Here is a 26642-nt window from a genome sequence, read left to right as displayed (position 1 = left end):
AAATGGCATTTTTCTTGCAGTGGCAATTTATGCTTGCATTATTGGGGCTGATGCACTGCGAAGAAATAAAGGATATTTAACCCACAATGAGATGAGGTAAATTATGGCTCTTACAGTTTGTTTAGGCATTATGGCAATGGCATCCGTATTGATGGTTTGGGGCATCAACCGTATGGTTAAAAATGCTCAACGTGAATACGAAGAAGCCTTGCAAAAGAATGTTCCGCAGGAATAATCAAGAAATAACATTCCAAATCTTACCGCTTGTCGATAACGTCTATTTTTTGAGAAAAGCCACTTCTGCATAAATTTATTTATTGAATAAAATCCCGATTTTCGGTATATTTACCGCAATTTTTTGCATTCGGTTTAACCCTTATCCTAACGAGGTTGAAAGAGTGCAGTTGGCAATAAAACTTTAAAAATAACGGATTCTTTATGTTTAAAAAATTTCGCGGACTTTTTTCTAACGACTTATCAATCGACCTTGGAACAGCAAATACCCTTATTTATGTGAAAGATCAAGGTATCGTGCTTGATGAACCGTCTGTGGTGGCGATTCGTCAAGACCGTATGGGAACGTCAAAAAGCATTGCGGCAGTAGGTTCGGATGCGAAATTGATGTTAGGTCGTACCCCGAAAAGCATCGTGGCAATTCGCCCAATGAAAGACGGCGTGATCGCTGATTTCTTCGTAACGGAAAAAATGTTACAGCACTTCATCAAACAAGTTCATCGCAATAACTTTATGCGTCCTAGCCCACGCGTTTTGGTTTGTGTGCCAGCGGGTGCAACCCAAGTTGAGCGTAAAGCGATTAAAGAATCAGCAATCGGTGCAGGGGCGAGAGATGTTTATTTGATCGAAGAGCCAATGGCAGCGGCAATCGGTGCGGGCTTACCTGTTCACGAAGCACAAGGCTCAATGGTGATCGACATTGGTGGCGGTACAACGGAAGTGGCGATCCTCTCGTTAAATGGTATCGTTCATTCATCATCGGTGCGTATCGGTGGCGATAAATTAGATGAAGCGATCATCAACTATGTGCGTAAAAACTTCGGCTCTGTGATTGGCGAAAGCACCGCAGAGCATATCAAGAAAGAGATTGCGACCGCTTATATCCGTAGCGATGATGAAATTCGCACAATGGACGTTCACGGTCATAACCTTGCGGAAGGTGCGCCGCGTACATTCTCGCTTTCCTCTAAACAAGTATTAGAAGCGATTGAGCAACCGTTAAAAGGTATTGTGGACGCCGTGAAAGCCGTGTTAGAGCAATGCCCTGCGGAACTTTCGGCGGATATTTTCGCCCGTGGTATGGTGCTAACAGGGGGCGGTGCGTTATTGCAAAACCTCGATGTATTGCTTTCAGAAGCGACAGGTGTGCCAGTGATCGTGGCGGACGATCCGCTCACTTGTGTAGCTCGCGGTGGCGGTAAAGCGTTAGATATGATCGATATGCACGGCGGCGATGTATTTAGCAATGACGATTAGTTTGTTCGCAGAACAGAAATAAAGAAAGGAAATGGACAACGGAACATCGCTGTCCATTTTCTGTTTTTAATTGTTCCCCTTTTTGACCTGTTAATTTTATGAAACCTATTTTTGCGAAATCCCCACCGCTTGGCGTGCGACTGTTTTTGGCGATTGTTGTGTCGATTGCAATGATCCTGTTAGACGGTCGTAGCAGTGCGATGATCCAAATGCGAAACGCAATGGAAACCGCCGTGAGTGGGCTTTACTATTTTGCTAACACCCCTCGCTCGGTGCTGGACGGTGTGAGCAATAATTTTGTCGATACTAACCGCTTGCAACTCGAAAATAGTGCCTTAAAAACCCAGTTGCGAGAGAAAAGTGCTGATTTATTGTTGCTCGATCAGCTCAAAGTGGAAAATCAACGTTTGCGTTTGCTATTGAGTTCGCCACTGCGTCAAGATGAATATAAGAAAGTTGCCGAAGTTTTAACCGCAGAAACTGATGCTTACCGTCAGCAAGTGGTGATCAATCAAGGTCAGGCGGACGGTGCTTTTGTGGGGCAGGCGGTGATTGATGAACGTGGGGTTGTTGGGCAGATTATTTCTGTGGGCGAAAAGAGCAGTCGCGTGCTGTTGATTACCGATGTTACCCACGCCATTCCCGTGCAAGTGTTGCGGAACGATGTGCGTGGCATTGCGAACGGCACGGGCAACGGTTCGGAATTATTGCTCGATAATTTGCCGCGGAATGTGGATGTTGTGAAAGGCGATGTGTTGGTAACTTCGGGCTTGGGCGGTCGCTTTCCCGAAGGCTATCCCGTAGCGATTGTGGAAACCGTCTCAAACGAGGGCAAAAATCACTTTGCTCGGGTAACGGCTCGTCCATTAGCGTCCTTTGAACGACTTCGTTATCTGTTAATGCTTTGGCCAACCGCCGATGATTTACGCAAAACGGAAAGCCGTAGCCCACAAGGGGTGCGTGATGTGGTAGATGAAAGACGCAAAGCGTTAAGCCCATTAGACCGCTTAAAGAGTGGCGAGAAGAAGAAAACCGAAGTGAAAGAAGAAGCGGGGGCAGAGCAACCAACGGAAGAGTTGCCTGAAAATCCAGCGACTCAACCCGAAGAAGAGAGTGGCATCAACCACAGCACAGAGGAAGGAAAAGAGTAATGCGATCTAATCCGATTTTTCAGATTTTAGTGTTAATGGCGATTTTTATTGTCGCCTTTGTGCTGGAAATTATGCCGTTTCCAACGGGCTTTCAAGGTTTCCGCCCCTCTTGGGTGATTCTCGTGTTGATTTATTGGACGCTTGCCTTGCCAAATAAAATCAGCGTTGGCACAGCTTTCGTGGCAGGTATTGTGTGGGATTTGGTGCTTGGCTCGGTGCTGGGCGTGCATTCGATTGTGTTGTCGATTGCGATCTATTTTGTCGCTAAATACCACCTGATTCTGCGTAACCTTTCCCTTTGGTTGCAAAGTATTTTAGTGATGCTCTATATCATTGCGATCAAATTTGCGATCTTCTTCGTTGAATTGTTAATCCACAGTGCCGACTTCAATCCACAAGCCTTATTGGGTGCGGTGGTAAGCGGTGTGTTATGGCCGTGGATTTTCCTGTTAATGCGTCAAATCCGCCGCAGTTTAGGCTTACGCTAATTTGCCAAAATGAGTAGCTTAACCTTTGATTTTGGCGAAGATTTCCGCCCCCTCTCGGCAAGAATGCGACCTCGCAACCTTGCTGAATATGTGGGGCAATCGCACATTATCGGCGAGGGCAAACCGCTACGCCGTGCGATTGAAAACGGTCATCGCCATTCAATGATTTTCTGGGGGCCACCAGGCACGGGCAAAACCACCCTCGCCGAAATTATCGCCCACCATTTTGATGCGGAAGTGGAACGTCTTTCTGCCGTAATTTCTGGCGTGAAAGAGATCCGTGAAGCGATTGAGCGAGCCAAACTCAACCGTCAAACGGGCAGACGCACCCTGCTATTCGTGGACGAAGTCCACCGCTTCAACAAAAGTCAGCAAGATGCCTTTTTGCCCCACATTGAGGACGGCACCATCATTTTTATCGGGGCGACCACCGAAAATCCCTCGTTTGAATTGAATAACGCCCTGCTTTCAAGGGCGAAAATCTATATTTTGAAGCCGTTACAAGCGGTCGAAATCCAGCAAATTTTGCAAAATGCGGTGAGCGATCCTGAGCGTGGGCTAGGCAACGAAACCCTGCGGATCGAACCTTATCTCCTTGCCTTACTTGCCGATTATGTCAATGGCGACGCTCGTTTTGCCTTGAATTGCTTGGAATTGATGTCGGATATGGCGGAAACCACTTCGCAGGGCAAAATTTTGAATAAAGCCTTGCTAACCGAAGTGCTAGGCGAACGGCAAGCCCGTTTTGATAAGGGGGGCGATCGTTACTACGATCTGATTTCCGCCTTGCATAAATCGATTCGCGGATCATCGCCAGACGGGGCGTTGTATTGGTACGCTCGGATCTTAACCGCAGGGGGCGATCCGCTCTATGTGGCTCGCCGTCTGTTGGCGATTGCCTCGGAAGATATTGGTAACGCCGACCCCCGTGCAATGCAAATCGCCCTCGCTGCGTGGGATTGCTTTACCCGAGTCGGGGCTTACGAGGGGGAACGAGCTATCGCCCAAGCGGTGATTTACCTTGCGGTTGCCCCGAAAAGCAATGCCGTTTACACTGCGTTCAACGAGGCGAAACGCCTCGCCAAAGAGGGCAAAGATTACGATGTGCCACCGCACTTACGCAATGCCCCAACCCAGCTAATGCAATCCCTCGGCTACGGCGAAGAATATCGCTACGCCCACAATGAACCAAACGCCTACGCCAGCGGCGAAAGTTATTTCCCACCAGAGCTAGACGGCACGCAATTCTATTTCCCAACGGATCGGGGAATGGAAAAGCAGATCAAAGAGAAATTAGCGTGGCTAAAAAGCCTTGACCAAGCCAGCGATCAACAGAGATATAAATGAAGAAATTAGCCGATCAAATCATCGACACATTCAGCCCAGACGGACGATTAAGCAAAAATATCAAGGGTTTCCGCCCTCGCCAAGCTCAGTTAGAAATGGCACAAGCGGTCGGAAATGCGATAAATTTTGCCAGTGCGACCGTGGTGGAAGCGGGAACAGGCACGGGCAAAACCTTTGCCTACCTCGTGCCTGCGATGTTATCGGGCAAGAAAACCATTGTTTCGACTGGCTCAAAAAATCTGCAAGATCAGCTTTTTAACCGAGATCTACCCACCATTCAAAAAGCCCTCAACTACAAGGGCAAAGTCGCCTTGCTCAAAGGGCGAGCCAACTATCTCTGCCTTGATCGCTTAGATCGGGTGATCGCAATGGGCGTGCTGGGCGATAAATCGGTGTTGGCGGATTTGAGTAGAGTCCGCAAATGGCACGCCAGCACCAAAACGGGCGATTTAAGTGAATGTATCGCCCTCGCCGAAGATAGCCCGATTTTGCCCCAACTGGTTAGCACCACCGAAAATTGCCTCGGCACGGAATGCCCGAGCTATAAGGATTGCTATGTGGTGCAGGCTCGCCGCCGTGCAATGGAAGCGGATTTGGTGGTGGTGAATCATCATCTTTTTTGTGCGGATATGGCGGTCAAAGAAACGGGCTTTGGCGAATTGATTCCCGAGGCGGAATTGGTGATTTTTGACGAAGCCCACCAACTGCCCGACATTGCCAGCCAATACTTTGGGCAATCTCTCACCTCTCGCCAACTGTTCGATATTTGCAAAGATGCAAACATCGTTTACCGCAGCGAATTGAAAGATCTCGCCCAACTCGGCAAGGCGGCGGATCATCTGCAAAAAACGGTGCAAGATTTCCGCTTGCTAATGGGCGAGGGAATGTCGGCAAAGGGCAATTTGCGTGAGTTGTTTCAAGATCAAAAGGTGGTGGACGGCGTTACTCGCCTGCTCGAAAGCCTTGATTTTATGAGCGAAGTGGCGAAAAAATCCCTCGGGCGTTCCGAAACCCTCGACAAAATTTTTGAGCGACTTGCAGAAGCCAAATCGCAACTGAAAAAATTGAGCGACACCACCGTAATGGGCTATTGCTATTGGTACGAAGCGAACGGGCGTTCGTTCGGTTTGCACGTTACCCCCTTAACGGTGGCGGACAAATTCGGCGAACAGCTCAATCGGCAAAAAATCGGCTGGGTGTTCACTTCGGCAACGCTAGAAGTGGGCGGAAAATTCGACCATTTCTGCCAACGATTAGGGATTGAAAACGCTGAACAACTAGTGTTACAAAGCCCATTTGACTACGCCAAACAGTCGCTATTGTGCGTCCCTCGCTACCTGCCCGACAGCAACCGACCGCACACCCTCACTACCCTTGGCACAATGCTCAAACCCGTGATCGAAGCCAACCAAGGGCGTTGCTTTTTGCTCTGCACCTCTTACGCAATGATGCGAGGGCTTGCCGATTTTCTACGGGAACATAGCAAGCTCAATGTGCTGTTACAGGGCGAAACCAGCAAAAGTCGCCTGCTTGAAAAATTCATCAAAGAGCCGAATAGCGTCTTAGTCGCCACCCAAAGTTTCTGGGAAGGGATTGATGTGAGAGGCGAAGCGTTATCCCTTGTGATTATCGACAAGCTGCCGTTCAGCTCGCCCGATGAGCCGTTACTCAAAGCCCGAATGGAAGATTGCAAATTGCAAGGCGGCGACCCGTTCAACGACATCCAAATCCCCGAAGCGGTGATCACCCTCAAACAAGGGGTAGGGCGGTTAATCCGAGACGTAACCGACCGCGGCGTAGTCATCATCTGCGACAGCCGCCTCGTAATGCGAAACTATGGTGCGACTTTCCTCAAAAGCCTGCCGCCCTCAACTCGCACAAGGGATTTAGATAAAGTGAAAGCGTTTTTGCAACAATAAAGGGGAGGGGAGATGCTTGTTTTCACCAAATTCCTTACCGCTATTGTATTGCCGCCGTTTAATAGTTTGATTTTGTGGCTGTTATCGTGGATTTTTCGGGGGCTGAATTATCGGAAATTGAGCCGTGTTTGTGCGGTGTTGGGCTTTGGTTTACTTTATCTGTTTAGTACGCCGATTGTGTCGCAGAAGTTGGTGCAAGCGGTAAGTTTAACCCCAAATTTTACCTTGGCGGATTATCGTCAAGCCCAAGCGATAGTGGTGTTGGGCGGTGGGGTGCGAGAGAGTTTGGAACTTTTTGATCGCTACGCCGTTGCCCCGACACCGTTGGAACGGTTGCGTTATGGGGCTTTTTTGCATCAGCAGACCAATCTGCCGTTATTGCTCACGGGTGGTAGCCCCGAAGATCGCGTGCCAGAGGCGGAATTGATGGCGAAAGAGCTAAAAATGTTTTTCAATCTTTCGCCTCAATGGGTGGAAAATTGCTCAAATACCACCAAAGAAAATGCGATCTATTCGGCGGAAATTTTACAGCCCCTTGGGATCAAAAAAATCGTGGTGGTAACTAATCAATGGCATTTGAAACGGGCAAAAATGTTGTTTGAACAGCAGGGATTTGAAGTGCTGGGGGCGGCAGTGGGGTCGCAAACCGCCTTAGAATTTGGTGGGCTTGCATTTATTCCGCAAGCCCTTGCGTTGCAAAACAGTAGCACCGCCCTCAAAGAGTGGCTGGGCTACTGGAAAGAGCGTTTGCTAGGTTAAATTTACTTGGCTAATTTGCTCGGCTAACTTTCGAGCCAAACCAATAAATCCGCCACCGTGTGGAACGAGCCGAAAACGAGGATTAAATCTTCTTTTTCGGCTTTTTCAAACAGGCTTTGGGCGGCTTGCGGTACGTTTTCATAGGCGAAACTGACCGCTTGTGGTAAGGCAGTTTGCAGTTTTTGTTGTACCGCTTCGCCACTTTGTCCACGATAACCCGCCAAACCTGCACAATGCCATTCGTCAATCAGCTCGGCAAGCGGCTCAACGATGCCGCTTAAATCTTTATCGACTAAGGCACTAAATACCGCATAGATTTTCCCCACAGATGATTTCTGTTCCGCAAGGCGTTCCGCTAAATAGCGTGCCGCGTGGGGGTTATGCCCTACGTCAATGATCACCTTTGCAAGCGGTCGCTTTCCGTGAAATTTCGCAAAATCTTGCTCGGTTAGAGATTGGAAACGAGCGGGCATTTGAGCGTTGGCAACCGCTTGATAAATCGCTTCAAACGGAACATCAAACGGCAAATGGCGTAACACCGCCACCGCTGTGCCGACATTTGGCACGGGGATTTTCGGCAACGGCAAATCAAGCGGTTGCGAATCGGTTTGCCATTGCAAGCGGTCAGATTTTTGCGAAATTTGCCATTCCACATTGCGTTGGAATTTTTGGCAATTTAGGGTTTTTGCTTGATCCAAAATACTCTGCGGACAATCTGGCTCGCCGATCACGACAGGGATATTTGGGCGGAAGATCCCCGCTTTTTCTCGCCCGATCTGCTCACGGTTATCCCCCAAGAAATCAACGTGATCGATGTCGATTGAGGTAATCACGGCAAAATTCGGATCGACAATGTTGGTCGCATCTAAACGACCGCCCAAGCCCACTTCCAAAATCACGACATCAAGGTTCGCCTGCTGGAACAGATACAACGCCGACAGGGTGCTAAATTCAAAATAGGTGAGGGAAGCCGTTTTGTGCTGTTCAATGTGAGCGAAAGAGGCAACGTGGGCGTGATCGGGCAAAGTTTCCCCTTGAATCCGCACCCGTTCGTTATAGCGAATCAGGTGAGGTGAGGAATAAACGCCAACCCGATAGCCCGCATTGAGCAACGCCACTTCCAGCAGACGGCAGGTCGAACCCTTGCCGTTCGTGCCAGCGACCGTAATCACGTAGGGGGCTGGATTGAGTAAATTTAGCGAGGAAGCCACCCCTTGTATCCGTTCCAAGCCCATATCAATCGGCTTAAAGTGGCTCTGTTCTAAATAGGAAAGCCACATTTCCAAAGAATCCGTGGCTTTTGGCTGAATCAAATTTGCCATTATGCGTTCTCAACCTGTTCGGTAATTAACTCGCCCGTTTTGAATGGGGTGGGTTGCCCCGTGAGTTTGGCACAAAGGCGAGCGAGGGTATCACGCATTTGGTTACGGTGGACGATCATATCAATCGCCCCTTTTTCTAATAAGAACTCACTGCGTTGAAAGCCCTCTGGCAATTTTTCACGCACAGTTTGTTCAATTACACGCGGACCTGCAAAACCGATGAGGGCTTTTGGCTCAGCGATATTGATGTCGCCCAACATTGCTAAACTTGCAGATACGCCACCAAGTGTAGGGTCGGTTAGCACCGAAATAAACGGCACGCCTTGCTCTTTCATTTTGGCAAGCACCGCACTGGTTTTCGCCATTTGCATTAACGAGAACAACGCCTCTTGCATTCTCGCCCCGCCCGATGCTGAGAAACAGATGAACGGAATTTTTTCGGCTAAGGCTCTTTCGGCGGCACGCACAAATTTTGCCCCAACCACTGATCCCATTGAACCACCCATAAACTCAAAGTTGAATGAAGCAGTAACGACTGGCATATCGTAGATTTTGCCGTAGATCACGATGAACGAATCTTTTTCGCCCGTCTGTTTTTGAGCGGCGGTTAAGCGATCTTTATATTTTTTGAGATCTTTGAATTTTAAAACATCTTGCGGTTCTAATTCAGCGGCTAATTCTTCGGCACTATCTTGATCAAGCAAACTTAACAGGCGAGTGCGGGCATCAATTCGCATATGATGATCGCATTTCGGGCAAACATTTAAATTGCGTTTAAGTTCTTCGCCGTAAAGCACCTGTTCGCAACTGGTACATTTCGTCCAAACGCCCTCGGGGATTTTAGATTTTGAGCCATTTGATGAGGCGGAATCACGCCCTAACATTCTGTCTAACCAACTCATTTTGGGAAACCTCTGTTTTAATCAAAAAGTCTGCGTATTAAACCACAAAAAGCCCGTTTTGGGTATGCTCTCAACGCAGATCTGATCAGAAATTTGCAAAATCTTTTTTCATTTTCTTTTCTCATAAAAAAGTGATAGAATTTTGTACTAGATCAAAGTTTTAGTTATTATTTGCTGGAAAGTAAGATGAAAGTTGCTTCTGAACCGAAAAATACCTCAATTCGAGGTTGCACGATTCACTGCCAAAATTGCAGTATCAGTCAGTTATGCCTTCCGTTTACCCTGAGTGAAAATGAACTCACTCAACTTGATAACATTATTGAACGCAAAAAACCCGTGCAAAAATCCCAAGTGATTTTCAAATCGGGCGATGAATTACGTTCTATCTATGCGTTACGCTCAGGCACGATCAAAAGTTACACACTCAGCGAAACAGGGGAAGAGCAAATTACCGCTTTCCATTTACCAGGGGATTTGGTCGGTTTTGATGCGATTATGGATATGCAACACGTGGGTTTCGCCCAAGCCCTTGAAACTTCAATGATCTGCGAAATTCCATTTGAAATTTTGGACGATCTCGCGGGCAAAATGCCGAAAATTCGCCACCAAATTATGCGTTTGATGAGTAACGAAATTAAGAGCGATCAACAGATGATTTTGTTACTTTCCAAAATGAGTGCCGAAGAAAAACTTGCCGCATTTTTACATAATCTTTCACAACGCTATGCTGCTCGCGGTTTTTCCGCTCGGGAATTTCGTTTAACAATGACCCGTGGCGATATTGGCAACTACCTCGGCTTAACCATTGAGACGATTAGCCGTTTGCTCGGGCGTTTCCAAAAATCGGGAATGATTACCGTGCAAGGCAAATATATTACGATTAACCAAATGGATAAATTAGTTGAACTTGCCGGGGCGACCAAATCGAAAATTCCTGTGGTGCAGGCGGAATAATAAACAAATAAGCATAAAATAGAGAAGGTTGCTAATGAATTATTTTGTATTATTAGCAACCTTTATTATTTATACAACGATCTAACAGCTTGTTATATTCATATTAGTGCGAACTCGGATTTTTCGAGACGTTTTTCAGTAATAAATCACGCCCCTCAAACTCTTTACCTGCCATTTCGAGGGCAAAGCGTTCGTGATCGGCTCGGTGGATTTCAGCGGAAATCTCTTGAATTTCATCGCTATCCGCCCCTAACACTTCAATCGCTTTATTCCCCATTAGCACCGCCGCCTCAAAGGTTTCACGAACGTGGTAATCCGCTTCGGCTTTCACCAAGGCAAGTTCGTGCTGACGATCAATCGCACGGGCGATAATTTTCACGTTCGGGCAGAGGTGGCGAACATTTTCTACAATCTGCAAACAGGCTTTCGGATCATTTACGCAGATCATTACGCAGTCCGCTTTATGCGCCCCAGCGTTACGCAAAATATCCGTGCGAGTGCCGTCGCCAAAGTAGATTTTAAAGCCATATTTTTTCGCCGAACGAATTACTTCGGGGTTGTTGTCGATGATCGAGATTTCTGCCCCGTAAGCAATTGGGGCTTGGCTGGCAATTTGCCCCACACGCCCAAAGCCGATAATCAGAACGTTGCCGTGCAATTCGTGTTCGCCCGTTTCAAGACTGTCAATACCGTCAAGGTGCAATACGCCGTTGCGAGTGAAGAATTTCAAGATAATAATGGTGATTGGGGTCAATGCCATTGAAAGCACCACGACTGCGGTCATATTCGCATTGACGGTGCTGTCGATCACGCCATAATTGACCGCTGCTGAGAATAACACGAACGCAAATTCCCCCCCTTGCGACATTAACACCGCACGGTCAATCGCTTCACCGTGAGGGCTTTTGAGGGTGCGAGCCACGAAATAAATACAGAGGGATTTCACTGTCATCATCACGGCGAGGGCGGAAAGAATGAGCTGCCAGTTTTCGGCAACCACTTTCAAATCTAACGCCATTCCTACGCCGAGGAAGAACAAGCCGAGCAACAAGCCACGGAACGGCTCAATATCCGCCTCTAACTGGTGGCGGAAGGAAGATTCCGAAAGCAACACGCCTGCCACGAAAGCCCCCATTGCCATTGATAAACCGCCCATTTCCATTAACAACGCCGAGCCAAGCACCACGAGCAGAGCCGCCGCCGTCATCACTTCGCGAGCTTTGGATTTAGCAAGAATTTTAAACAGCGGATTGAGTAACCATAACCCAGCCACAATCAAGGCAACCAATGAAAGAGTGGCAATCCCAATTTGTTGCCAAATTGGGGTGCTAGATTGATTGGCTGCACTTTCAGGGGCGATAAAGGCGAGGGAAGCGAGTAGTGGCACGATCAGCAAATCTTCAAACAGCAAAATCGACACCATTTTCTGCCCACGCGGCATCGAAAGCTCGTGGCGTTCGCCTAAAACCTGCATCACGATAGCGGTAGAAGTCAGCACGAAACCTGCCGAAGCTACAAACGCAATCTGCCACGCAAAGCCAAACGCAATGCCGATTAAGGTTAAAACCACCGCACTCAACACCACTTGGAATGTGCCTAACCCCAAAATTTGGTGGCGTAAATGCCATAAATGAGCGGGTTTCATTTCCAACCCGATCACAAATAAAAACATCACCACCCCTAATTCAGCGGTGTGTAAAATTGCCTGCGGATCTTGGAAAAGCCCCAACCCGAACGGACCGATAATCAACCCTGCGGCAAGATAGCCCAACACTGAGCCAAGCCCCAACCGCTTAAACAACGGCACGGCAACCACCGCCGAGCCAAGTAAAATCACGGTGCTAACTAATTGATTCGCACTTTCAGCTGCCATTATTCCCCCTTTGTGAACAGTCTAAAAACGGACAACATCATAACAAATATATGTAAAAATAACCATCGATAACGGCTTTTTCTTTGATTGATAATGGGATTTTATTTTTCGTAAAAAATTTGGGTCGCAAGCATTGCGACCCTACGTAGGGACGCCACGCTGGCGTCCTGAGCGGATTTTATATCCGCCCTCAATCTACAAGCGGTAAGATTTTTGAATTTCTCCTAAATTTCCCCTAAAATTCCCCTATTTTTTCTAACCAGCCAATCCAAATGCAACCCATCACTTTCGCAGATTTAACCTTTAACGCCAACAATACGCCCGTGTCGGCACAATTTGATGATATTTATTTTTCGACCCAAGACGGGCTTGCCGAGAGCCATTATGTGTTTCAAGAGGGCAATCAGCTTTGGGAAAAGTGGCAGGCTCACTCGCGTACTCATTTTGTGATTGCCGAAACGGGCTTTGGCACGGGGCTGAATTTTTTGGCGGTGGCGACACAATTTCGCCGTTTTCAGGTGGAATTCCCCACCGCAAAATTGCAACGGCTCTATTTTATTTCCTTTGAAAAATACCCCCTCACTTCGCAACAATTCGCCGAAGTTCATCGCCATTACCCCCAATTTGCGGAAATTTCGGCACAACTGATCGCTTGTTGGCAGCCGCAAATTGCTGGTTGCCAACGTTATCATTTTGGCGAGATCTACCTCGACCTTTGGTTTGGCGAGATGGCGGAAAATTTACCGCAACTGGGCGATAATTATTGTGAAAACGTTGATTGTTGGTTTTTGGACGGTTTTTCCCCCGATAAAAACCCCGAAATGTGGAACGATCAGCTCTATTCGCAGATGTTCCGCTTAACGCAAAAAGGCGGATCGTTCGCTACTTTCACAGCGGCGAGTGCAGTTAGACGAGGTTTGCAAGCGGTCGGATTTGAAGTGAAAAAACGCAAAGGGTTCGGCAAAAAACGAGAAATGTTGTGGGGCGAAAAGCCGTTAGCAAGCCCAACGCCTGCCGTTGCGTTTCCCTATTTTTATCAACCAAATCAATTAGATAGCGAAGATGTGGCGATTGTCGGCGGCGGCGTGGCGAGCCTATTTTTGGCGTGGTCGCTGTTGGAACGGGGCAAAAATGTCACCCTTTATTGCAAAGATGAAACGGTCGCCAAAAACGCTTCGGGCAATTTGCAGGGGGCGATTTATCCACAATTTAGCGATGATGATGATCGCAATGTGCGGTTTTATCTGCATAGTTTTGATTACGCCTTGCAACGGCTACGACAAATTTCGCAACAGATTGATTTTGAAAGAGATTTTTGCGGCGTAGGGCTGTATGCTTATAATCAAAAAACCGCTCAAAAATTGCAAAAAATCGCTGATTTTGGTTTAGATTCGTCCTTGTTTGAGTTGATTTCCGCCGAAAAATTTAGCGAAAAAATCGGCTTGCTCGTGCCAAATGGCGGTGGCTGGATTGCCCAAGGTGGCTGGTTGTCGCCGGTGCAGTTGGTACAACGGGGTTTTGCCTATTTGGAAACATTGGGGCTAAAAATCGTCCTTAATCATCAGGTACAAAATCCGCAATTTATCGGTGGAAAATGGCAGTGGCAACAGGGCGAACAGACTTTCGCCCATCAAATTTTGGTGCTTGCCAACGGACATAAATTAACCGATTTTGCCGAGACGGACGGCATTCCGCTCTATCCTGTGCGAGGGCAAGTCAGCCAAATTCCAACCACGACCGCTCTGCAACCACTGCAAGCGGTGATTTGCTATGACGGCTATCTCACGCCGATGTCCGCCCAACAGACCCATTGTGTCGGGGCAAGCCATATTCGGGATAACGCTGACGAGCATTTTAGCCTCGAAGAACATCAGCAAAATCTGGCAAAACTTTGCCAAAATCTGACCGCTTGCGACTGGACGCAGGGGATCGATTTATCGCAAAACCAAGCCAAAGTCGGCATTCGTGCGGCTTTTCGGGATCGTGTGCCAATGGTCGGGGCAGTGCCAAATTTTGCTGTTCAAAAAGCCCAATACGTCAATCTCTACAACAAACTTCGCCGAAAAGAGCCAATTTCGATAGCGGAAAATCAGCCGAATTTATACCTGATCGCAGGGCTTGGCTCACGAGGCTTAACCACCGCCCCCCTACTTGGCGAAATTTTAGCAAGCCAAATTTGCGGTGAACCAATCCCCTTATCCGAAGATATCCTGCACAACCTCACCCCAAATCGGACTTGGTTACGAAAGTTGTTGAAAGGTAGTCGGGTTAAGTAGAGGTTGTGAGTATATGCCTTGAAAATTTTGAGAAATCCTACCGCTTGTAGATCTACTTTTCTTTGCTTGTGCAAAGAAAAGTAGCAAAAGAAAGCACACCCCGAGCATTTTGCTTTGTTTCGCTTGTTGCTAATTTCTACGGTCAATTTGTAAACTCGCCAGCAAGCTGGCTCAAACAGTACAAATTGCCCTTGAAATTCACGCAACCACTCAACGCAAAATGACGGGGAATTTGGTTTGAGCAATGATTTAAGTGTAGGGGCGGATTTTATATCCGCCCTTATAAGAAATTTCAAAAAATCCTACCCCTTGTATAAGTAAAAATAAAGGACGCCATTGGCGTCCTTGTTGTGTTTTGAAGCAAAATTAAAGTGCTTTCAAAATATCGTCCACACGATCTTTGGCGTCGCCGAAGAGCATTTGGGTGTTTTCTTTGAAGAAGAGTGGGTTTTGTACGCCAGCGTAGCCCACCGCCATTGAGCGTTTGAACACGACCACGTTCGCCGCTTTCCACACTTCAAGCACTGGCATTCCTGCGATTGGGCTGTTTGGATCTTCCATCGCCGCTGGATTTACGGTGTCGTTCGCACCAATGACGAGCACCACATCGGTATCGGCGAAATCTTCGTTGATTTCGTCCATTTCAAGCACCACATCGTAAGGCACTTTCGCTTCTGCCAATAATACGTTCATATGACCCGGTAAACGTCCTGCCACAGGGTGAATACCAAAACGCACATTCACACCACGATCACGCAATTTTTGGGTGATTTCGGCAACAGGATATTGGGCTTGTGCCACCGCCATTCCGTAGCCCGGGGTGATGATTACTGAGCTGGCGTTTTTGAGCATTTCAGCCACTTCTTCGGCGGTGGTTTCACGGTGTTCGCCTTGTTCTTCATCTGAACTTGCGACCACATCGTTACCAAAGCCCCCTGCGATTACGCTGATAAATGAGCGGTTCATTGCTTTACACATAATGTAAGAGAGGATTGCCCCTGATGAACCCACCAATGCCCCCGTGACGATTAACAGGTCGTTGCTCAACATAAAGCCTGCTGCCGCAGCTGCCCAACCTGAATAAGAGTTGAGCATTGATACGACCACTGGCATATCCGCCCCACCGATTGAGGCAACCAAGTGCCAACCGAAAGCGAGGGCGATGGCGGTCATTACCAACACTGGGAAGATGTTTTCTGGGCTACGCAAGAACGCGATCATCAATAACGCTGAAACCACGATTGCCGCAAGGTTTAATTTGTGGCGGTGTGGCAACATTAACGCTTTGGAATTGATAATGCCACGCAATTTACCAAAGGCAACGATTGAGCCTGTGAACGTAACCGCACCGATGAAGATCCCTAAAAAGACTTCCACATTGTGGATATTTTTCAACACAGGATCAGTTTCGTGGCTTAAACCATAGCTGTTAAAGCCGACCAAAACCGCCGCCAAGCCCACAAAGCTATGTAGGATTGCCACTAATTCTGGCATTTCGGTCATTTCCACTTTTAATGCTTGGCGTACGCCGATAGCGCCACCGATTGCCATAGCAAGCAAGATCCAGATTGTGCCTTGTGATTGCGGCCCGAAAATGGTCGCAACTAAGGCGATGGTCATTCCGATAATGCCATACCAACAACCTGCTTTGGCGGTTTCGTGTTTGGAAAGCCCTGCTAGGCTCATAATAAAGAGCAGTGCCGCGATGATATAAGCGGCTTGTACTAAACCTTCTGACATTACTTACTCCTTAACCTTTTCTAAACATAGCAAGCATTCGTTGGGTCACTTTAAAGCCACCAAAGATATTGATACTTGCAACGAGGATCGCAATAAAGGCAAGGATACTGATGAAGAATCCGCCTTGGGCGATTTGTAATAACGCACCGACAATAATAATGCCCGAAATCGCATTGGTTACTGCCATTAGAGGGGTGTGTAGGGCGTGGCTGACGTTCCAAACCACATAGTAGCCGACCACACACGCCAACACGAACACGGTGAAGTGCGAGAGGAATGCCGATGGTGCGACTGAGGCTAACCATAAGAACAACACGCCAACCGCTGCCATTGCCCCATATTTCACACGAGGATCAGCAGGTTTTTCCTCTTTTTTCTCAGAAACGACCGCTTGTTGGGCTTTTTGAGGCTGGGCTGATACTTGAATTGGTGGAGCAGGCCACGTCACTTCGCCATCACGGATCACCGTGACACCACGTAAGACCACATCGTCAAAGTCGATGTTAATGTTGCCATCTTTTTCTTTACACAATAATTTGAGCAAGTTCACCAAGTTAGTACCGTAGAGTTGGGAAGATTGGGTTGGCAAACGGCTTGGTAAATCGGTGTAGCCGATCACTTTCACTTGATTTTCCGTCACCACCACTTCGCCAGCTTTGGTGTATTCGCAGTTACCGCCAGTGGCTGCCGCTAAATCGACAATCACCGAACCTGGTTTCATTGAATCAACCATCTCTTTGGTGATCAAACGAGGGGCAGGTTTACCCGGGATCAACGCCGTGGTAATGATAATATCCACCTCTTTCGCTTGTTCCGCGTAGAGGGCTAAGGCACGGCGGTTAAATTCATCTGACATCACTTTCGCATAGCCATCGCCTGAGCCACCTTCTTCTTTGAAATCAATTTCAAGGAAGCTCGCACCCATACTTTGCACTTGCTCTTTCACCTCTGGACGAGAGTCGAACGCACGCACAATCGCACCAAGGCTATTCGCCGCACCGATGGCCGCTAAGCCAGCCACGCCAGCCCCGATCACCAACACTTTCGCAGGTGGGACTTTACCAGCCGCGGTAATTTGCCCCGTGAAGAAACTGCCAAATTCGTGCGCAGCCTCAACCACTGCACGGTAGCCGGCAATGTTCGCCATTGAACTTAATGCGTCAAGGGATTGCGCACGAGAAATACGAGGCACGGCATCCATTGCTAACACATTGATTTTCTTCGCCGATAATTTTTCCATTAAATCGGGACGCTGAGCTGGCCAAATAAAGCTCACGAGGGTCGCCCCCTCTTTGATTAAGCCAATTTCAGCATCGGTTGGCGGATTCACTTTAAAGATAATATCCGCATTCCACACCTCTTTTTGCGAGCCGATTTTCGCACCGACATTCGCAAAGGCACTATCTTCAAAACTCGCCTTAAAGCCCGCATCTTTTTCGATGATCACTTCAAAGCCGAGTTTTTGAATCTGCTCAACGGTTTTGGGCGTTGCCGCCACACGAGTTTCGCCGTCAAGCAGTTCTCTTGGTACGCCAATAAGCATAAGAAGAACCCTCTTGGTAAAAGTTAAAAAAGAAAAGTGAAGTTTTAAAAATAAAACGGCTTGAACTTTACCATTTTCTTTACAGATTGGGTAAACATTTTTTGCCGTTTTTGCTTATTTAATGAAATAGCGAACGCCAATTTATCAATGATCTTCCAGCCATTTGATCGCCAAGTTAAGATCCTGTTGCCATTGTGTATCAATTTGGTTGATCCAACCGCCAATTTGGCGATGCCATTCGGGGCTGTCCGTTTGAGCCAGTTGAGCGATTTGCTGTAACTGAATTAACCCCACGGAAGCCAACGCCCCTTTGATTTTGTGGGCTTCATCAATGGTTGCCTTGCGGTTGGCGAGGGTAGGGGATTGTTGCCATTCCGCAAAATAGCGTTGCAGATTTTTCAAATAATCGGGCATTACGCTGGCGAATAAATGGAAATTGTTCAGCACCGCCGTTTTACCCATTACTTGCACCAATTCCCGCAAAATTTTGCTGTCGAACGGCAGATTTTCATCATTTTCCGCCGTTGCAAGCGGTAGGATTTCCGCAGTTTTTTCCATAAAGTTCTCGCCAAAATGTTGGTTCAAACAGTCGGACAACGCCTCTAACGAGAGGGGTTTGCGTAGCACATCGTCCATACCTTGTTGCTGGTATTGATTTTTGTCTTGCATAATGTTGGCGGTGAGGGCGATCAAAATCGGCAGATAATCCACCTCGCCCTGTTCGTAACGCTCACGCAAGTTTTGGGCGATTTCCACCCCCGTGGTGTCGGGCAGTTGAATATCAAGCAGAATTAAGTCATAGCTTTCATTATCGAAACATTGATAAGCCTCAGCCCCCGTCATTGCGACATCCACCTCGCAGCCGAATTTTTCCAACATCGCTTTTGCCACTACGATATTGACCTCAATATCTTCCACCAACAGCACTTTAAGGGCGTGAGGGCTGATCGTAATCGGATTTTGCGACTGCACCGTATCCGCTTGGATCACAAGGGTAAAGGTTGCCCCCTCGTTGAGATCACTTTCCACCGTGAGATTACCGCCCATCAATTTGGCGATATGCTTAGAAATCGCCAGCCCAATGCCACTGCCTTGGGCTTTTTTCTCTTGGGCATTTTCCGCTTGGTAGAACATTTTAAAAATCGCTTCTTGCTCGGATTTCGCAATACCGATCCCCGTATCTTTCAAGCTAAAACTGAAATGATCCTGATCGAGCTGTTTCACTGTGAGGTAAATATCGCCGCCCGCAGGGGTAAATTTGACCGCATTATTCACCAAATTCCACAAAATTTGGCTGAGGCGAGCGTTATCTACCGAGATAAAATCGGGCAAATGATCGGGGTAGTTGATATGGAATTTGATCTTTTTATGTTCCGCCATTAGGTTGGCAAAATTGCTGATGTCGTTGATGAGCAGGGAAAATTCCACTTCCTTGCGAGCCAGTTCAATGCGGCGGCTGTCGATTTTTTCCAAATCAATAATATCGCTGAAAATATGTTCAAGGGAAATCGCACTGATATGCACGGTTTTGAGGTATTTGCGTTGCTGTTCCGTCAATTCGCCGTCAAGCAAAATACGACTCAACCCAATAATGCCGTTGAGCGGAGTGCGTAACTCGTGGCTAATAGTTGCCATTAGAATGGTTTTATCGCGGTTATTTTTTTCAAGGGTGGCGTTGAGATAGGCATCTTGCTCTCGCAAAGTGTTTAAATCGTAAAGGCTCTGTTCAAGCTGAATCCGTGAGCGTTCCAACTTTTCTACGATCACATTAAAAAAGTAGATCACAAAAGGGGCAGTGAGCAAACCAAACACCACCGAACGCCAAATATCCGTGAGTTGTAACTGGCTAGTAAAAAGATAAGTTAGCCCCGATTGTACGATAATCGCAAACAAGGCAAGTACGAAAAAGCCAAACAACGCAGCACGGGTTCGCCCCAATCGCAGCACCCAATTTACGTAGCGTTGGCTACATTCTTTAAACATCGCAAGATCCATTTTTTCCCCTTATAAAAAATCCCTACACAAGCGGTAGGATTATAGCCTAAAATCAAGGGAAAAGTTTTAGAATAATGATCGAAAGGGTAGAGTAAGGAATAAAAGTAAGCATTTGAAACAAAAGAAAAAACCTAGCATTTTTGCTAGGCTTTTAATTTGGTGCCTGGGCGAGACTAGATCTAGCAATGCAACTATTTGATTTAAAATAACTTTATGTTTTACATTGTTTTTCTGTGTTCCTAACTGTGTTCCTAAAACAAAAAGTAATCCAATTCTCTAAGGCGGATACATAGTAAGCGGTTTATCTCTAACCTGTAAAGAAGTTATTGAGTTAGAAAAAAAATAATTTTTTTTATGTATTTTTACATCACTTTATCACTTTTGGGGTTAAAGCCTTGTGGCACAAGGGTTTGAGTGGGTTATAGGGTATCATTCGCCCAGTGATCGGGGGAGTGATTGTCACTAAAAATCACTTTTTTAGGGGAATGTGGCGGATTTTTAAGCAATAAAAAAGGGCGATTGCTCGCCCTGTGATTTCGTTTTAGCCTTGCCACTCTTTCAATGTGCCGTCCTTGTCTTTCCAGTGGATATTCGTCCGATAATAGCCGCCTGTGGATCGGTGTTCGGTCACTTTCACTGTTTGCCCTGTCTCTTTTAATACATCGGGTAAAGCCTGCTTAAAGGCAAAGAGATTGAGCGGTTTGAGGTTTTGGCAATCGCAATAGAACAAATACGCCTGATAAAGTGCTTGGTCTTTGTTTTTGTTGGTCTGATTGCTCCCCCAAAACAAGCCTAATTCATCATTCGCCACTTTAAAGGCTCGGGCAAAATCTATCAGATGATTGCCTTGTGATTTGATCTCTAATCCGCCACTTGTGCCTTTGTAATTTTCCAAAATCTGCCGTGCGGTGTTCGGCTCGGGGAACATCGCCAGCAGTTTTTGTACGATACCGTAGATTTCAGCCTTGACCTTATCAATAAAATTCACGTCTTTCTTTTCGGGCGGAATTTCACGATCAAACGGGATAATCACTCGCCGTCTTGCGATACCCCCGTTGCGGTCGGTAAAGAGTAATGGCGAGTTGGTAGACATCACAAAAACGGCGTTTACTTTGATTTCGATTTCGTCCTTATAAAGCAATTTGACCCTAATCGGATCGCCCCCTGTCATTGCCTTAAATTCATCGGCTGAACCTTTATAGGGCTTTTGGTCGGGGCTATATACAAGGGTTTTACCAATCAATGCCGAACGGCTTTTCACATCTTCAAACCCTTTGAGGTCTAAAATGGCGGTGTGTCCTTGCCCGTTTAAAATTGTGGCAATTTGTCCTAATACACTTTTCCCGCCACCGCCCACGCCTGAGGCTTCCAAAAATAAGCCCCATTCGTTGCGGTTCGTCAAAATCATATAAAGCCCCGCCAAAATCGCCAGCTGTTTTTGTTCGTGGCCGTTGCTGACAAATGCTAACCAGTCATCAAAATGCGGCGTTTCGGTGCTGTCGGTATTGAGGGTGCTATTCTCTATCGCTCGCAAGAAGTGATCGGGGCTATGCGGTAAAAATTCCCCCGTTTTCTTATTCAGTACGCCATTTTGAAAGCCGACAAAATCGGGATTTTCAAGGGGGATCGGGTCAAGTTTGAGAATAATCAACTCGGCTAATTTGTTGATTTTGCTTGCCGTGTAAGCCCCGTCACAAGCCTCAAAAAAGGCGAGACATTGCCGTTTTAGCTGTTCATCGCTGACCAACTCCCACATCAACCCGTTGTAGCGGTAAGTCCGCCCAAAAACGACATCACGCTTTAACGGCTCTTTGTGCCATTGTAAAAAGCTCTCGACAATCTCTTTCTGTGAGCTTTCGCCAATTTTAAGCGGTGTACCTGCCACCATTTCCGCCACGCTCTCGCCCTTTCTCACTCGCTCGATATAAGCGGAAAGATTTTCAAGGGGTTGTTCTGCCTCGTCTATCATCAATACACAATCCGCCACCGTGTGCTTGGCTAGGTTGTAGCAGATTTGCGTAATCAAGGCTTGTGGCAATGGCTCGGCTTGGTTGGATCGTTGGATAATCACTTCCCTTGCCGTGTGTGGGGCAATCCGCAAGCGGTCGATTTGAGAAAGATTTTCGCCTGCTAACACAATCGGGGGAATATTCCCCCCTGCGATTGGTAGCACCTCATTCAAGGCGATTTCCTCGGCGGATTGTTCCGCTTGTGGGGCTTTGGCAAATTCCCACGCTTGCGAACCCACCAAAATTTTTACGCTGTCCGCCTGTGTCGGTTGGGCTTTCATATTCGGGGCATTGAGTAATTTAGCCATTGTTGCCCCCTTTATTCTGTGGTTTATCTTGGCATTGTAAGAATACGGCGGTTTCGTTAAATCTTGCCACCGTGATAGCAACATTCGGGAAAATCTGTTTAAAGAGTTCGCCAGCTTCGACTACTTCGGTTTTTTGTCTAAATCCTCTCGCTATCGTGAAAGTAGTAAATCTTTCAGGGAAAGTGATCGTTAAGCAATAATCCGTTGCAATCAGCTCTCTAATTTCAAGCTCTTTGCCAGTGGTCGCACGGGTTAATTTCAGTACCTTCTTGGCGGTTATTTTATCCCTTGCCACCGCTCGCAAGGTAGGGATTGAATGATCGGGCGTAAGTAATGGAAATTCCACTAGCCCATAAATTCTACACTTCGCCATTATCGCCTCCTTGTTTACCTCTAAGTGTGAGATAAACGGCATTGATGCAATCGCCCAATACCGCAAGGCTACTATTCAAAATACAATCGCCCTCGTTATCTGCTGTTGGCTCTGTCCATTTCTGAATTAAAAATAAAATCGCCTCCGCCTCTTCGATTTGTCGCAAGGCTTGACTGGTTTCTGCTCGGGTAAGATTACGCATTGCCCACCTCCTCAATGCTCATAAAGTTTAAGGTATCGCTGACTTCTCCTAATAACTTTCCGACTACTTCAATGGCGATAGAAATTGCCACATTGTCCGCTTTGGCGTGATCTACACCTGTCATTACGGCAAGTAAACTTTCAATTTCATTCAAGCGGTGCGTTGCTTTTTTAAAATCTTCGGCGTTGCCGTTTACGATAAATTGATTTTCAGTAAGTTGTGGTCGATTACGCATAAGCCACCTCCCAAGCGGTGTGATTTGGGCGGAATTTTGCCAGTAGTCGGGCGTTTAGGCGGGCGGTGCGGTCGGTTGCCTGTTGGGTTTGGTTGTCGGGGTATCGTCCAACAGTCGCTAATAAAGCGTGTTTGGCGGTTAATTGCCAGCGTGCTTCGTCTTCGTTGATGGCTTGCACCTGTACGATTTCTTCAAGGTATGGGGTGGCGTTGCGGTTTACGCATAAGAATTGATAAATCATTGCGATTTGCTCCGTGTTTTGATTATTCGGGGCTATCGCGACACTTTCCACAGTGTGGGGCGATAGCGTTTGACGGGGTGGAAAAACTGCTATACACGGAAAACAGTCAAGGGCGAAACCTTGCCCGCCAAACGCTACCATTGAGAGAAAATCCGCTTTATTCGGGCGGTTTTCTTGGGGTGTGTTTGGGCTACGAACAAAAAAAGCACGTTGTTGTAAAGGCGTGCTAGTGTTCGCCGTGTATAAATTATTCGAGTTTCCACGCTCGGCAGTCTGATTTAAAACTGCGGTGCGGAATTTAGCGGAAATCGTACCGCTTGTAAATGCGGGTGAGCGTGAAAAATTTTCACGTTTTACAAAATTTGTATGAATTTTATTTGAGACGGTGTTATAATTCGCTCGCATAATTTGTAATCCTTTGTTTAAGGTTGATGAATAGAAAAAAAGAGTGCTGTGAGTGCCTTTTTTCGGCGGTTGGTGTTTGACCAGCCGCTTTTTTTATTACGCACGTTCAGCTTCTTTTGCTTTGATCCATTGGTTGATTTCGTCTAAATTCCAGCGTAAGTGAGTTTTCGACAGGCGGATCGGTTTGGGAAAGGTGCTATCTTCACGCATTAGGCTGTTGAGCTTGGTGCGTTTGTAGCCGATCATAATCATTACATCTTCGGTGCTGCCCCATACGGCTTCGGCGACGGGGGCTTTATGCGGTGGGATTGGTGCTTTTTGCATTGTGTCCTCTCGTAAAGTTAAGTGAATGTTTGAATGGTTGCGTAACGTTACGAGGGGTATTTTGAGGATTTTTCGAGAGGTCGATAAGTGGATTTGAGGGCATAATCACAAGTGATAGGGGGTATTCACTGGTTATTATGCCCTAAATGTGAGTTATGTTTTGATATTCACAATTTTGCCGTTTTTAGTGCGTTTTTGATTTTTTGGCAGTGGGTCAATTTCACTTAAATACTTTTTAATGGTGTCGTCTGTTTCAGTAATATTATATTTTTCTCTCGCCTTTTTCAGAATGGTGGAATAAGTGGTCGCTAAATTATTTCCCCATTCTGCTTTTGCAATTTCTGCCACTTGGGATTTATAGGCTCTTTCATTATTTCTTAATCGGCTGTTTAATTTTCCTTTTACAATTTGATCGACTTGTAATTGACGGTAGATATTTAGCGAATGTATTTCTATGGCTTGGCTAAACATATTTAAAACTTCTTTTATTGCTGTATCTATTGCATTGTTTGCATTATAAAAAACTTCCTTATCTTTACCCTGTAATTCTGCCACATCTACAACATAACCGATCAATGTGTTTTTTTCTTCTATACACATAGAAATGTTATCTTTAAGCCCTTTTAAGCAGAAACGAATATCATCTACATTAGCGATTTTTTGATGATTATCAGTCATTTTAACAATGTTTTCGGCTAAGGTTTTTTCATCCATATTTTGCAAAGAATGAAGATAAGCCGCACTCCCTTTCTTAAGCAGTTCAAATTCTTCGGCTGTTAAATCTTCGGGCTTTTTCTTCGCTATTTCATCTAATCGATTTATTTCATCTAAAATAGGGTCTTGCATATTTGTTCCTTAATAAGTTTAATTACGAAAGGTTACGATAAGATACTGTAAAAATAAACAATTTTTCTTTGATTTTCAATCTCTTTTTTGCTATATTTCTGCCGTGAGTATTTAGCAAGGTTCTGAAAAGAAATTTGTTAAAAGCTCCTTAAATGAATGATTGACCAAAATAGTATTAAACACTTGTAAATCAAAAGCGGAAAGTTGTGAAACTTGCCGCTTTTTTATTTGGCTATTTCCAACGTTTCATTTTTGCCATTAGGGTGTCTCGGTATGTTTCAAGTAGTTTTTGGTCGGCTCTTGCTTGCCCTGCGGCTTTGGCACGGTTGCGGTAAAATCTGCCCGTCATTTTACTTGTGCCTTGATCGACCATAAACCAGTAGAACGCATCATTTTTATAGGCTTTTACTGCTCCCGTCAATTTCTTGCCCGATTTCGTTGTTCTCACTCGCTTACGCGTAAGCATTGCCGGCTTATCGGCTCTTGTTGAAAAATATAGCGAGGCTCTGCCGCCTGTTTTGTCCTTATTTAATTTGACACTGGCTCTTAATTTGCGTGCTAATGCCCCTTTTTGTCGGTATGGGGTGCTTTGAGCCAGTTTCGGGATAAGTGGCTTAGTTATGCGTTTGTATTCGTTGATCCCTTGTCTTAATCCTGCCCTTGTCGCCGAATACTGGGCTTTTTGTAAGTCGTTATTAAACTGGGTGATGTTTTTCTGAATTTGTGCGGATACTTTCATTTTCCTTTCCTTTATCAGCAATTTTAGGGGTGTATCCAAATTTGGGCATACCCCTATCCAAATTTGGATACCCCACGCTCCTTAAAAATGCGTTCGTTCAGGCGTTGTCATTATGGCAATAGCTGAATTGTTGGGTTATCGCAACAGTACCCTGGACATCCCCATTGGGGGAAGTTAAACATCCACCAATGGTGGAAGTACGCTGCCCCGATAAATCGGGCGAGATAGGTTTACTACAAGTCGATCCCGTTGAAGTTGGCGAGAGCTTGGCGTTGCTGTTCGCTCATTTCAAAAGCAAGGTCGCCGTATTCTAGCTGGTAAGTGCCGAATGCCATTAAGAAAGCGATTGCGGGGTCGATTTTGTTTGCTGATTTCTTTTTGTTCGGTTTGATATTGGCGTTGGCGTCTGCTTCCATTACAACATTTGACAATGCCCACGCCAGTACGGGATCGCCGTTATGCTCGATGATTTGTCGGTTGATCAGCACTTCTACGCTTTTGGCTACGGGGCTGAACCGTTGGTAGGTTTGCGGAAATGGCTCAATCTCTAAACCAGCCCCTTGTAGCTGGGTGCGTAGGTGGGTGGCGTTCCAGACGTCAAATCCGATCATTTTGATTTCCCATTTTTCGCTGTCGTTGAGGATATCATCTCGAATGCGGTCATAGTCGATACAGTCGCCTTTGGTTGGGGTTAGCCAGCCCATTCGCACCCATTGCTGATAGATTGCCCGATTTTTATTGGCGACATTTTGTAGCTGGTATTCGGGTATGTAGTGGCGTGTGATGATCCGCACTCGGTTTTGTTCGTGGGGGAATGCGTAGCAAATGCTGGTAAGGTCATTTGTGCTAGATAGGTCTAGCCCCATATAGCAGATTTTGCCGATTTGTTCTTCTTCGCTGTAATGGCGTTCGCACTGTTTCCAATTCCCTTCACCTAGCCACGGGGTTGTGCCGTTGCACCAGACATTAAAGCGTTTGGTAAGCATTTCAACCCATTCGGACGGAATGCCCCTTGCTTTGGCGATGGTGTTTTCAAAATCCGCAAAAGGGATAGACTTGCCGATATTGGGATTGGCTTTGATCCACATTTCGGGGCTATCGACTTCATTTTCGTCATCCAGTTCAAAAATCATCACGAACAAGCTATCATTCTTTTCTGTGCCGTCTAAGATTTGGCAGCTGTAGTCATAATGCTGTTTG

Annotated in this window: 24 protein-coding genes; 9 read left to right on the top strand and 15 right to left on the bottom strand. The window is 46.4% G+C overall.

All coding sequences use genetic code 11. From position 1 onward, the window contains the following. Window positions 1-103: 103 nt before the first annotated feature. From B0187_RS10425 to B0187_RS04845, 7 genes are all read left to right on the top strand, one after another. Entirely contained in the window at window positions 104-235 is a 132-nt protein-coding gene (locus tag B0187_RS10425) for a hypothetical protein (RefSeq protein ID WP_281247597.1), read from the top strand. Between the two features lie 203 nt (window positions 236-438). Continuing rightward, a complete protein-coding gene (locus tag B0187_RS04870; RefSeq protein WP_078236744.1) occupies window positions 439-1491 on the top strand; it encodes a rod shape-determining protein in 1053 nt (350 codons plus the stop codon). A 98-nt stretch (window positions 1492-1589) separates the two neighbouring features. Further along, window positions 1590-2642 carry a rod shape-determining protein MreC gene (gene mreC / locus B0187_RS04865; protein WP_078236743.1) on the top strand — a complete coding sequence of 351 codons (1053 nt, stop codon included), beginning with the start codon at window positions 1590-1592 and terminating at the stop codon, window positions 2640-2642. After that, a complete protein-coding gene (mreD, locus tag B0187_RS04860) occupies window positions 2642-3130 on the top strand; it encodes a rod shape-determining protein MreD (protein ID WP_078236742.1) in 489 nt (162 codons plus the stop codon). Before mreC ends, mreD begins: the two co-directional genes overlap by 1 nt. 9 nt (window positions 3131-3139) lie before the next feature. Next, window positions 3140-4477, top strand: a complete 1338-nt coding sequence (locus B0187_RS04855) for a replication-associated recombination protein A (protein WP_078236741.1) — start codon at window positions 3140-3142, stop codon at window positions 4475-4477. Continuing rightward, window positions 4474-6396, top strand: a complete 1923-nt coding sequence (gene yoaA, locus B0187_RS04850; protein ID WP_078236740.1) for a DNA repair helicase YoaA — start codon at window positions 4474-4476, stop codon at window positions 6394-6396. The genes B0187_RS04855 and yoaA overlap by 4 nt, the downstream gene beginning before the upstream one ends. Before the next feature lie 12 nt (window positions 6397-6408). Next, complete coding sequence (locus B0187_RS04845; RefSeq protein ID WP_078236739.1) at window positions 6409-7155, top strand: YdcF family protein; 747 nt, start codon at window positions 6409-6411, stop codon at window positions 7153-7155. Between the two features lie 23 nt (window positions 7156-7178). On the opposite strand, the gene folC is transcribed toward B0187_RS04845, so the two are convergent. After that, window positions 7179-8480, bottom strand: coding sequence for a bifunctional tetrahydrofolate synthase/dihydrofolate synthase (folC, locus tag B0187_RS04840; protein WP_425432438.1), 1302 nt, complete (start codon window positions 8478-8480; stop codon window positions 7179-7181). Further along, window positions 8477-9379: an acetyl-CoA carboxylase, carboxyltransferase subunit beta gene (accD, locus tag B0187_RS04835; protein ID WP_078236737.1), complete on the bottom strand. Its 903-nt coding sequence runs from the start codon at window positions 9377-9379 to the stop codon at window positions 8477-8479. Before accD ends, folC begins: the two co-directional genes overlap by 4 nt. A gap of 186 nt (window positions 9380-9565) precedes the next feature. On the opposite strand from accD, the gene fnr reads away from it, so the two are divergent. Beyond that, on the top strand, window positions 9566-10333 hold the full coding sequence (gene fnr, locus B0187_RS04830; protein ID WP_078236736.1) for a fumarate/nitrate reduction transcriptional regulator Fnr: 768 nt from the start codon (window positions 9566-9568) through the stop codon (window positions 10331-10333). 103 nt (window positions 10334-10436) lie between these two features. Here fnr and B0187_RS04825 read toward each other — a convergent pair whose 3' ends face one another. Continuing rightward, complete coding sequence (locus tag B0187_RS04825; protein ID WP_078236735.1) at window positions 10437-12206, bottom strand: monovalent cation:proton antiporter-2 (CPA2) family protein; 1770 nt, start codon at window positions 12204-12206, stop codon at window positions 10437-10439. A gap of 272 nt (window positions 12207-12478) precedes the next feature. Between B0187_RS04825 and mnmC the strand changes: the two genes are divergently transcribed. After that, window positions 12479-14482: a bifunctional tRNA (5-methylaminomethyl-2-thiouridine)(34)-methyltransferase MnmC2/FAD-dependent 5-carboxymethylaminomethyl-2-thiouridine(34) oxidoreductase MnmC1 gene (gene mnmC / locus B0187_RS04820; RefSeq protein WP_078236734.1), complete on the top strand. Its 2004-nt coding sequence runs from the start codon at window positions 12479-12481 to the stop codon at window positions 14480-14482. Window positions 14483-14848: 366 nt separating this feature from the next. Here mnmC and pntB read toward each other — a convergent pair whose 3' ends face one another. From pntB to B0187_RS04760, 12 genes are all read right to left on the bottom strand, one after another. Further along, window positions 14849-16222 (bottom strand): Re/Si-specific NAD(P)(+) transhydrogenase subunit beta, encoded by a 1374-nt coding sequence (gene pntB, locus B0187_RS04815; protein WP_078236733.1) that lies wholly within the window; start codon window positions 16220-16222, stop codon window positions 14849-14851. A gap of 10 nt (window positions 16223-16232) precedes the next feature. After that, complete coding sequence (gene pntA / locus B0187_RS04810; protein ID WP_078236732.1) at window positions 16233-17765, bottom strand: Re/Si-specific NAD(P)(+) transhydrogenase subunit alpha; 1533 nt, start codon at window positions 17763-17765, stop codon at window positions 16233-16235. 144 nt (window positions 17766-17909) lie between these two features. After that, a complete protein-coding gene (locus B0187_RS04805; protein WP_078236731.1) occupies window positions 17910-19760 on the bottom strand; it encodes an ATP-binding protein in 1851 nt (616 codons plus the stop codon). A gap of 541 nt (window positions 19761-20301) precedes the next feature. Then, on the bottom strand, window positions 20302-22077 hold the full coding sequence (locus tag B0187_RS04800; RefSeq protein WP_078236730.1) for a DNA primase family protein: 1776 nt from the start codon (window positions 22075-22077) through the stop codon (window positions 20302-20304). Further along, window positions 22070-22450: a hypothetical protein gene (locus tag B0187_RS04795; protein WP_078236729.1), complete on the bottom strand. Its 381-nt coding sequence runs from the start codon at window positions 22448-22450 to the stop codon at window positions 22070-22072. The genes B0187_RS04800 and B0187_RS04795 overlap by 8 nt, the downstream gene beginning before the upstream one ends. Further along, complete coding sequence (locus B0187_RS04790) at window positions 22437-22652, bottom strand: hypothetical protein (RefSeq protein WP_078236728.1); 216 nt, start codon at window positions 22650-22652, stop codon at window positions 22437-22439. The genes B0187_RS04795 and B0187_RS04790 overlap by 14 nt, the downstream gene beginning before the upstream one ends. Further along, window positions 22645-22887 carry a hypothetical protein gene (locus B0187_RS04785; RefSeq protein ID WP_078236727.1) on the bottom strand — a complete coding sequence of 81 codons (243 nt, stop codon included), beginning with the start codon at window positions 22885-22887 and terminating at the stop codon, window positions 22645-22647. Before B0187_RS04785 ends, B0187_RS04790 begins: the two co-directional genes overlap by 8 nt. Further along, window positions 22880-23533 (bottom strand): ash family protein, encoded by a 654-nt coding sequence (locus B0187_RS04780; protein WP_078236726.1) that lies wholly within the window; start codon window positions 23531-23533, stop codon window positions 22880-22882. The genes B0187_RS04785 and B0187_RS04780 overlap by 8 nt, the downstream gene beginning before the upstream one ends. A 96-nt stretch (window positions 23534-23629) precedes the next feature. Next, a complete protein-coding gene (locus B0187_RS04775; RefSeq protein WP_245797007.1) occupies window positions 23630-23857 on the bottom strand; it encodes a helix-turn-helix transcriptional regulator in 228 nt (75 codons plus the stop codon). A 153-nt stretch (window positions 23858-24010) separates the two neighbouring features. Continuing rightward, window positions 24011-24703: a hypothetical protein gene (locus B0187_RS04770; protein ID WP_078236725.1), complete on the bottom strand. Its 693-nt coding sequence runs from the start codon at window positions 24701-24703 to the stop codon at window positions 24011-24013. Window positions 24704-24935: 232 nt separating this feature from the next. After that, window positions 24936-25442, bottom strand: a complete 507-nt coding sequence (locus tag B0187_RS04765; protein WP_078236724.1) for a hypothetical protein — start codon at window positions 25440-25442, stop codon at window positions 24936-24938. Between the two features lie 233 nt (window positions 25443-25675). Further along, a partial coding sequence (locus B0187_RS04760) for a terminase TerL endonuclease subunit (RefSeq protein WP_143413760.1) occupies window positions 25676-26642 on the bottom strand: 967 nt, incomplete at its 5' end.

This window comes from Haemophilus paracuniculus (assembly GCF_002015115.1).
In the GTDB taxonomy this organism is placed as follows: Bacteria; Pseudomonadota; Gammaproteobacteria; order Enterobacterales; family Pasteurellaceae; genus Haemophilus_E; species Haemophilus_E paracuniculus.
Note: the sequence above shows the minus strand (reverse complement) of the source record. Positions and strands in the feature narration are given on the sequence as shown.

What these genes read in the sequence shown, in the direction of transcription:
- mnmC (WP_078236734.1), top strand. Translation starts at nt 12,479, where the DNA reads ATGCAACCCATCACTTTCGCAGATTTAACCTTTAACGCCAACAATACG.
- B0187_RS04790 (WP_078236728.1), bottom strand. Translation starts at nt 22,652, where the DNA reads ATGCGTAATCTTACCCGAGCAGAAACCAGTCAAGCCTTGCGACAAATC.
- B0187_RS04765 (WP_078236724.1), bottom strand. Translation starts at nt 25,442, where the DNA reads ATGAAAGTATCCGCACAAATTCAGAAAAACATCACCCAGTTTAATAAC.
- B0187_RS04805 (WP_078236731.1), bottom strand. Translation starts at nt 19,760, where the DNA reads ATGGATCTTGCGATGTTTAAAGAATGTAGCCAACGCTACGTAAATTGG.
- B0187_RS04795 (WP_078236729.1), bottom strand. Translation starts at nt 22,450, where the DNA reads ATGGCGAAGTGTAGAATTTATGGGCTAGTGGAATTTCCATTACTTACG.
- pntB (WP_078236733.1), bottom strand. Translation starts at nt 16,222, where the DNA reads ATGTCAGAAGGTTTAGTACAAGCCGCTTATATCATCGCGGCACTGCTC.
- pntA (WP_078236732.1), bottom strand. Translation starts at nt 17,765, where the DNA reads ATGCTTATTGGCGTACCAAGAGAACTGCTTGACGGCGAAACTCGTGTG.
- fnr (WP_078236736.1), top strand. Translation starts at nt 9,566, where the DNA reads ATGAAAGTTGCTTCTGAACCGAAAAATACCTCAATTCGAGGTTGCACG.
- B0187_RS04855 (WP_078236741.1), top strand. Translation starts at nt 3,140, where the DNA reads ATGAGTAGCTTAACCTTTGATTTTGGCGAAGATTTCCGCCCCCTCTCG.
- accD (WP_078236737.1), bottom strand. Translation starts at nt 9,379, where the DNA reads ATGAGTTGGTTAGACAGAATGTTAGGGCGTGATTCCGCCTCATCAAAT.
- B0187_RS10425 (WP_281247597.1), top strand. Translation starts at nt 104, where the DNA reads ATGGCTCTTACAGTTTGTTTAGGCATTATGGCAATGGCATCCGTATTG.
- mreD (WP_078236742.1), top strand. Translation starts at nt 2,642, where the DNA reads ATGCGATCTAATCCGATTTTTCAGATTTTAGTGTTAATGGCGATTTTT.
- B0187_RS04870 (WP_078236744.1), top strand. Translation starts at nt 439, where the DNA reads ATGTTTAAAAAATTTCGCGGACTTTTTTCTAACGACTTATCAATCGAC.
- B0187_RS04800 (WP_078236730.1), bottom strand. Translation starts at nt 22,077, where the DNA reads ATGGCTAAATTACTCAATGCCCCGAATATGAAAGCCCAACCGACACAG.
- B0187_RS04770 (WP_078236725.1), bottom strand. Translation starts at nt 24,703, where the DNA reads ATGCAAGACCCTATTTTAGATGAAATAAATCGATTAGATGAAATAGCG.
- mreC (WP_078236743.1), top strand. Translation starts at nt 1,590, where the DNA reads ATGAAACCTATTTTTGCGAAATCCCCACCGCTTGGCGTGCGACTGTTT.
- B0187_RS04825 (WP_078236735.1), bottom strand. Translation starts at nt 12,206, where the DNA reads ATGGCAGCTGAAAGTGCGAATCAATTAGTTAGCACCGTGATTTTACTT.
- yoaA (WP_078236740.1), top strand. Translation starts at nt 4,474, where the DNA reads ATGAAGAAATTAGCCGATCAAATCATCGACACATTCAGCCCAGACGGA.
- B0187_RS04780 (WP_078236726.1), bottom strand. Translation starts at nt 23,533, where the DNA reads ATGCGAGCGAATTATAACACCGTCTCAAATAAAATTCATACAAATTTT.
- B0187_RS04775 (WP_245797007.1), bottom strand. Translation starts at nt 23,857, where the DNA reads ATGCAAAAAGCACCAATCCCACCGCATAAAGCCCCCGTCGCCGAAGCC.
- B0187_RS04785 (WP_078236727.1), bottom strand. Translation starts at nt 22,887, where the DNA reads ATGCGTAATCGACCACAACTTACTGAAAATCAATTTATCGTAAACGGC.
- B0187_RS04845 (WP_078236739.1), top strand. Translation starts at nt 6,409, where the DNA reads ATGCTTGTTTTCACCAAATTCCTTACCGCTATTGTATTGCCGCCGTTT.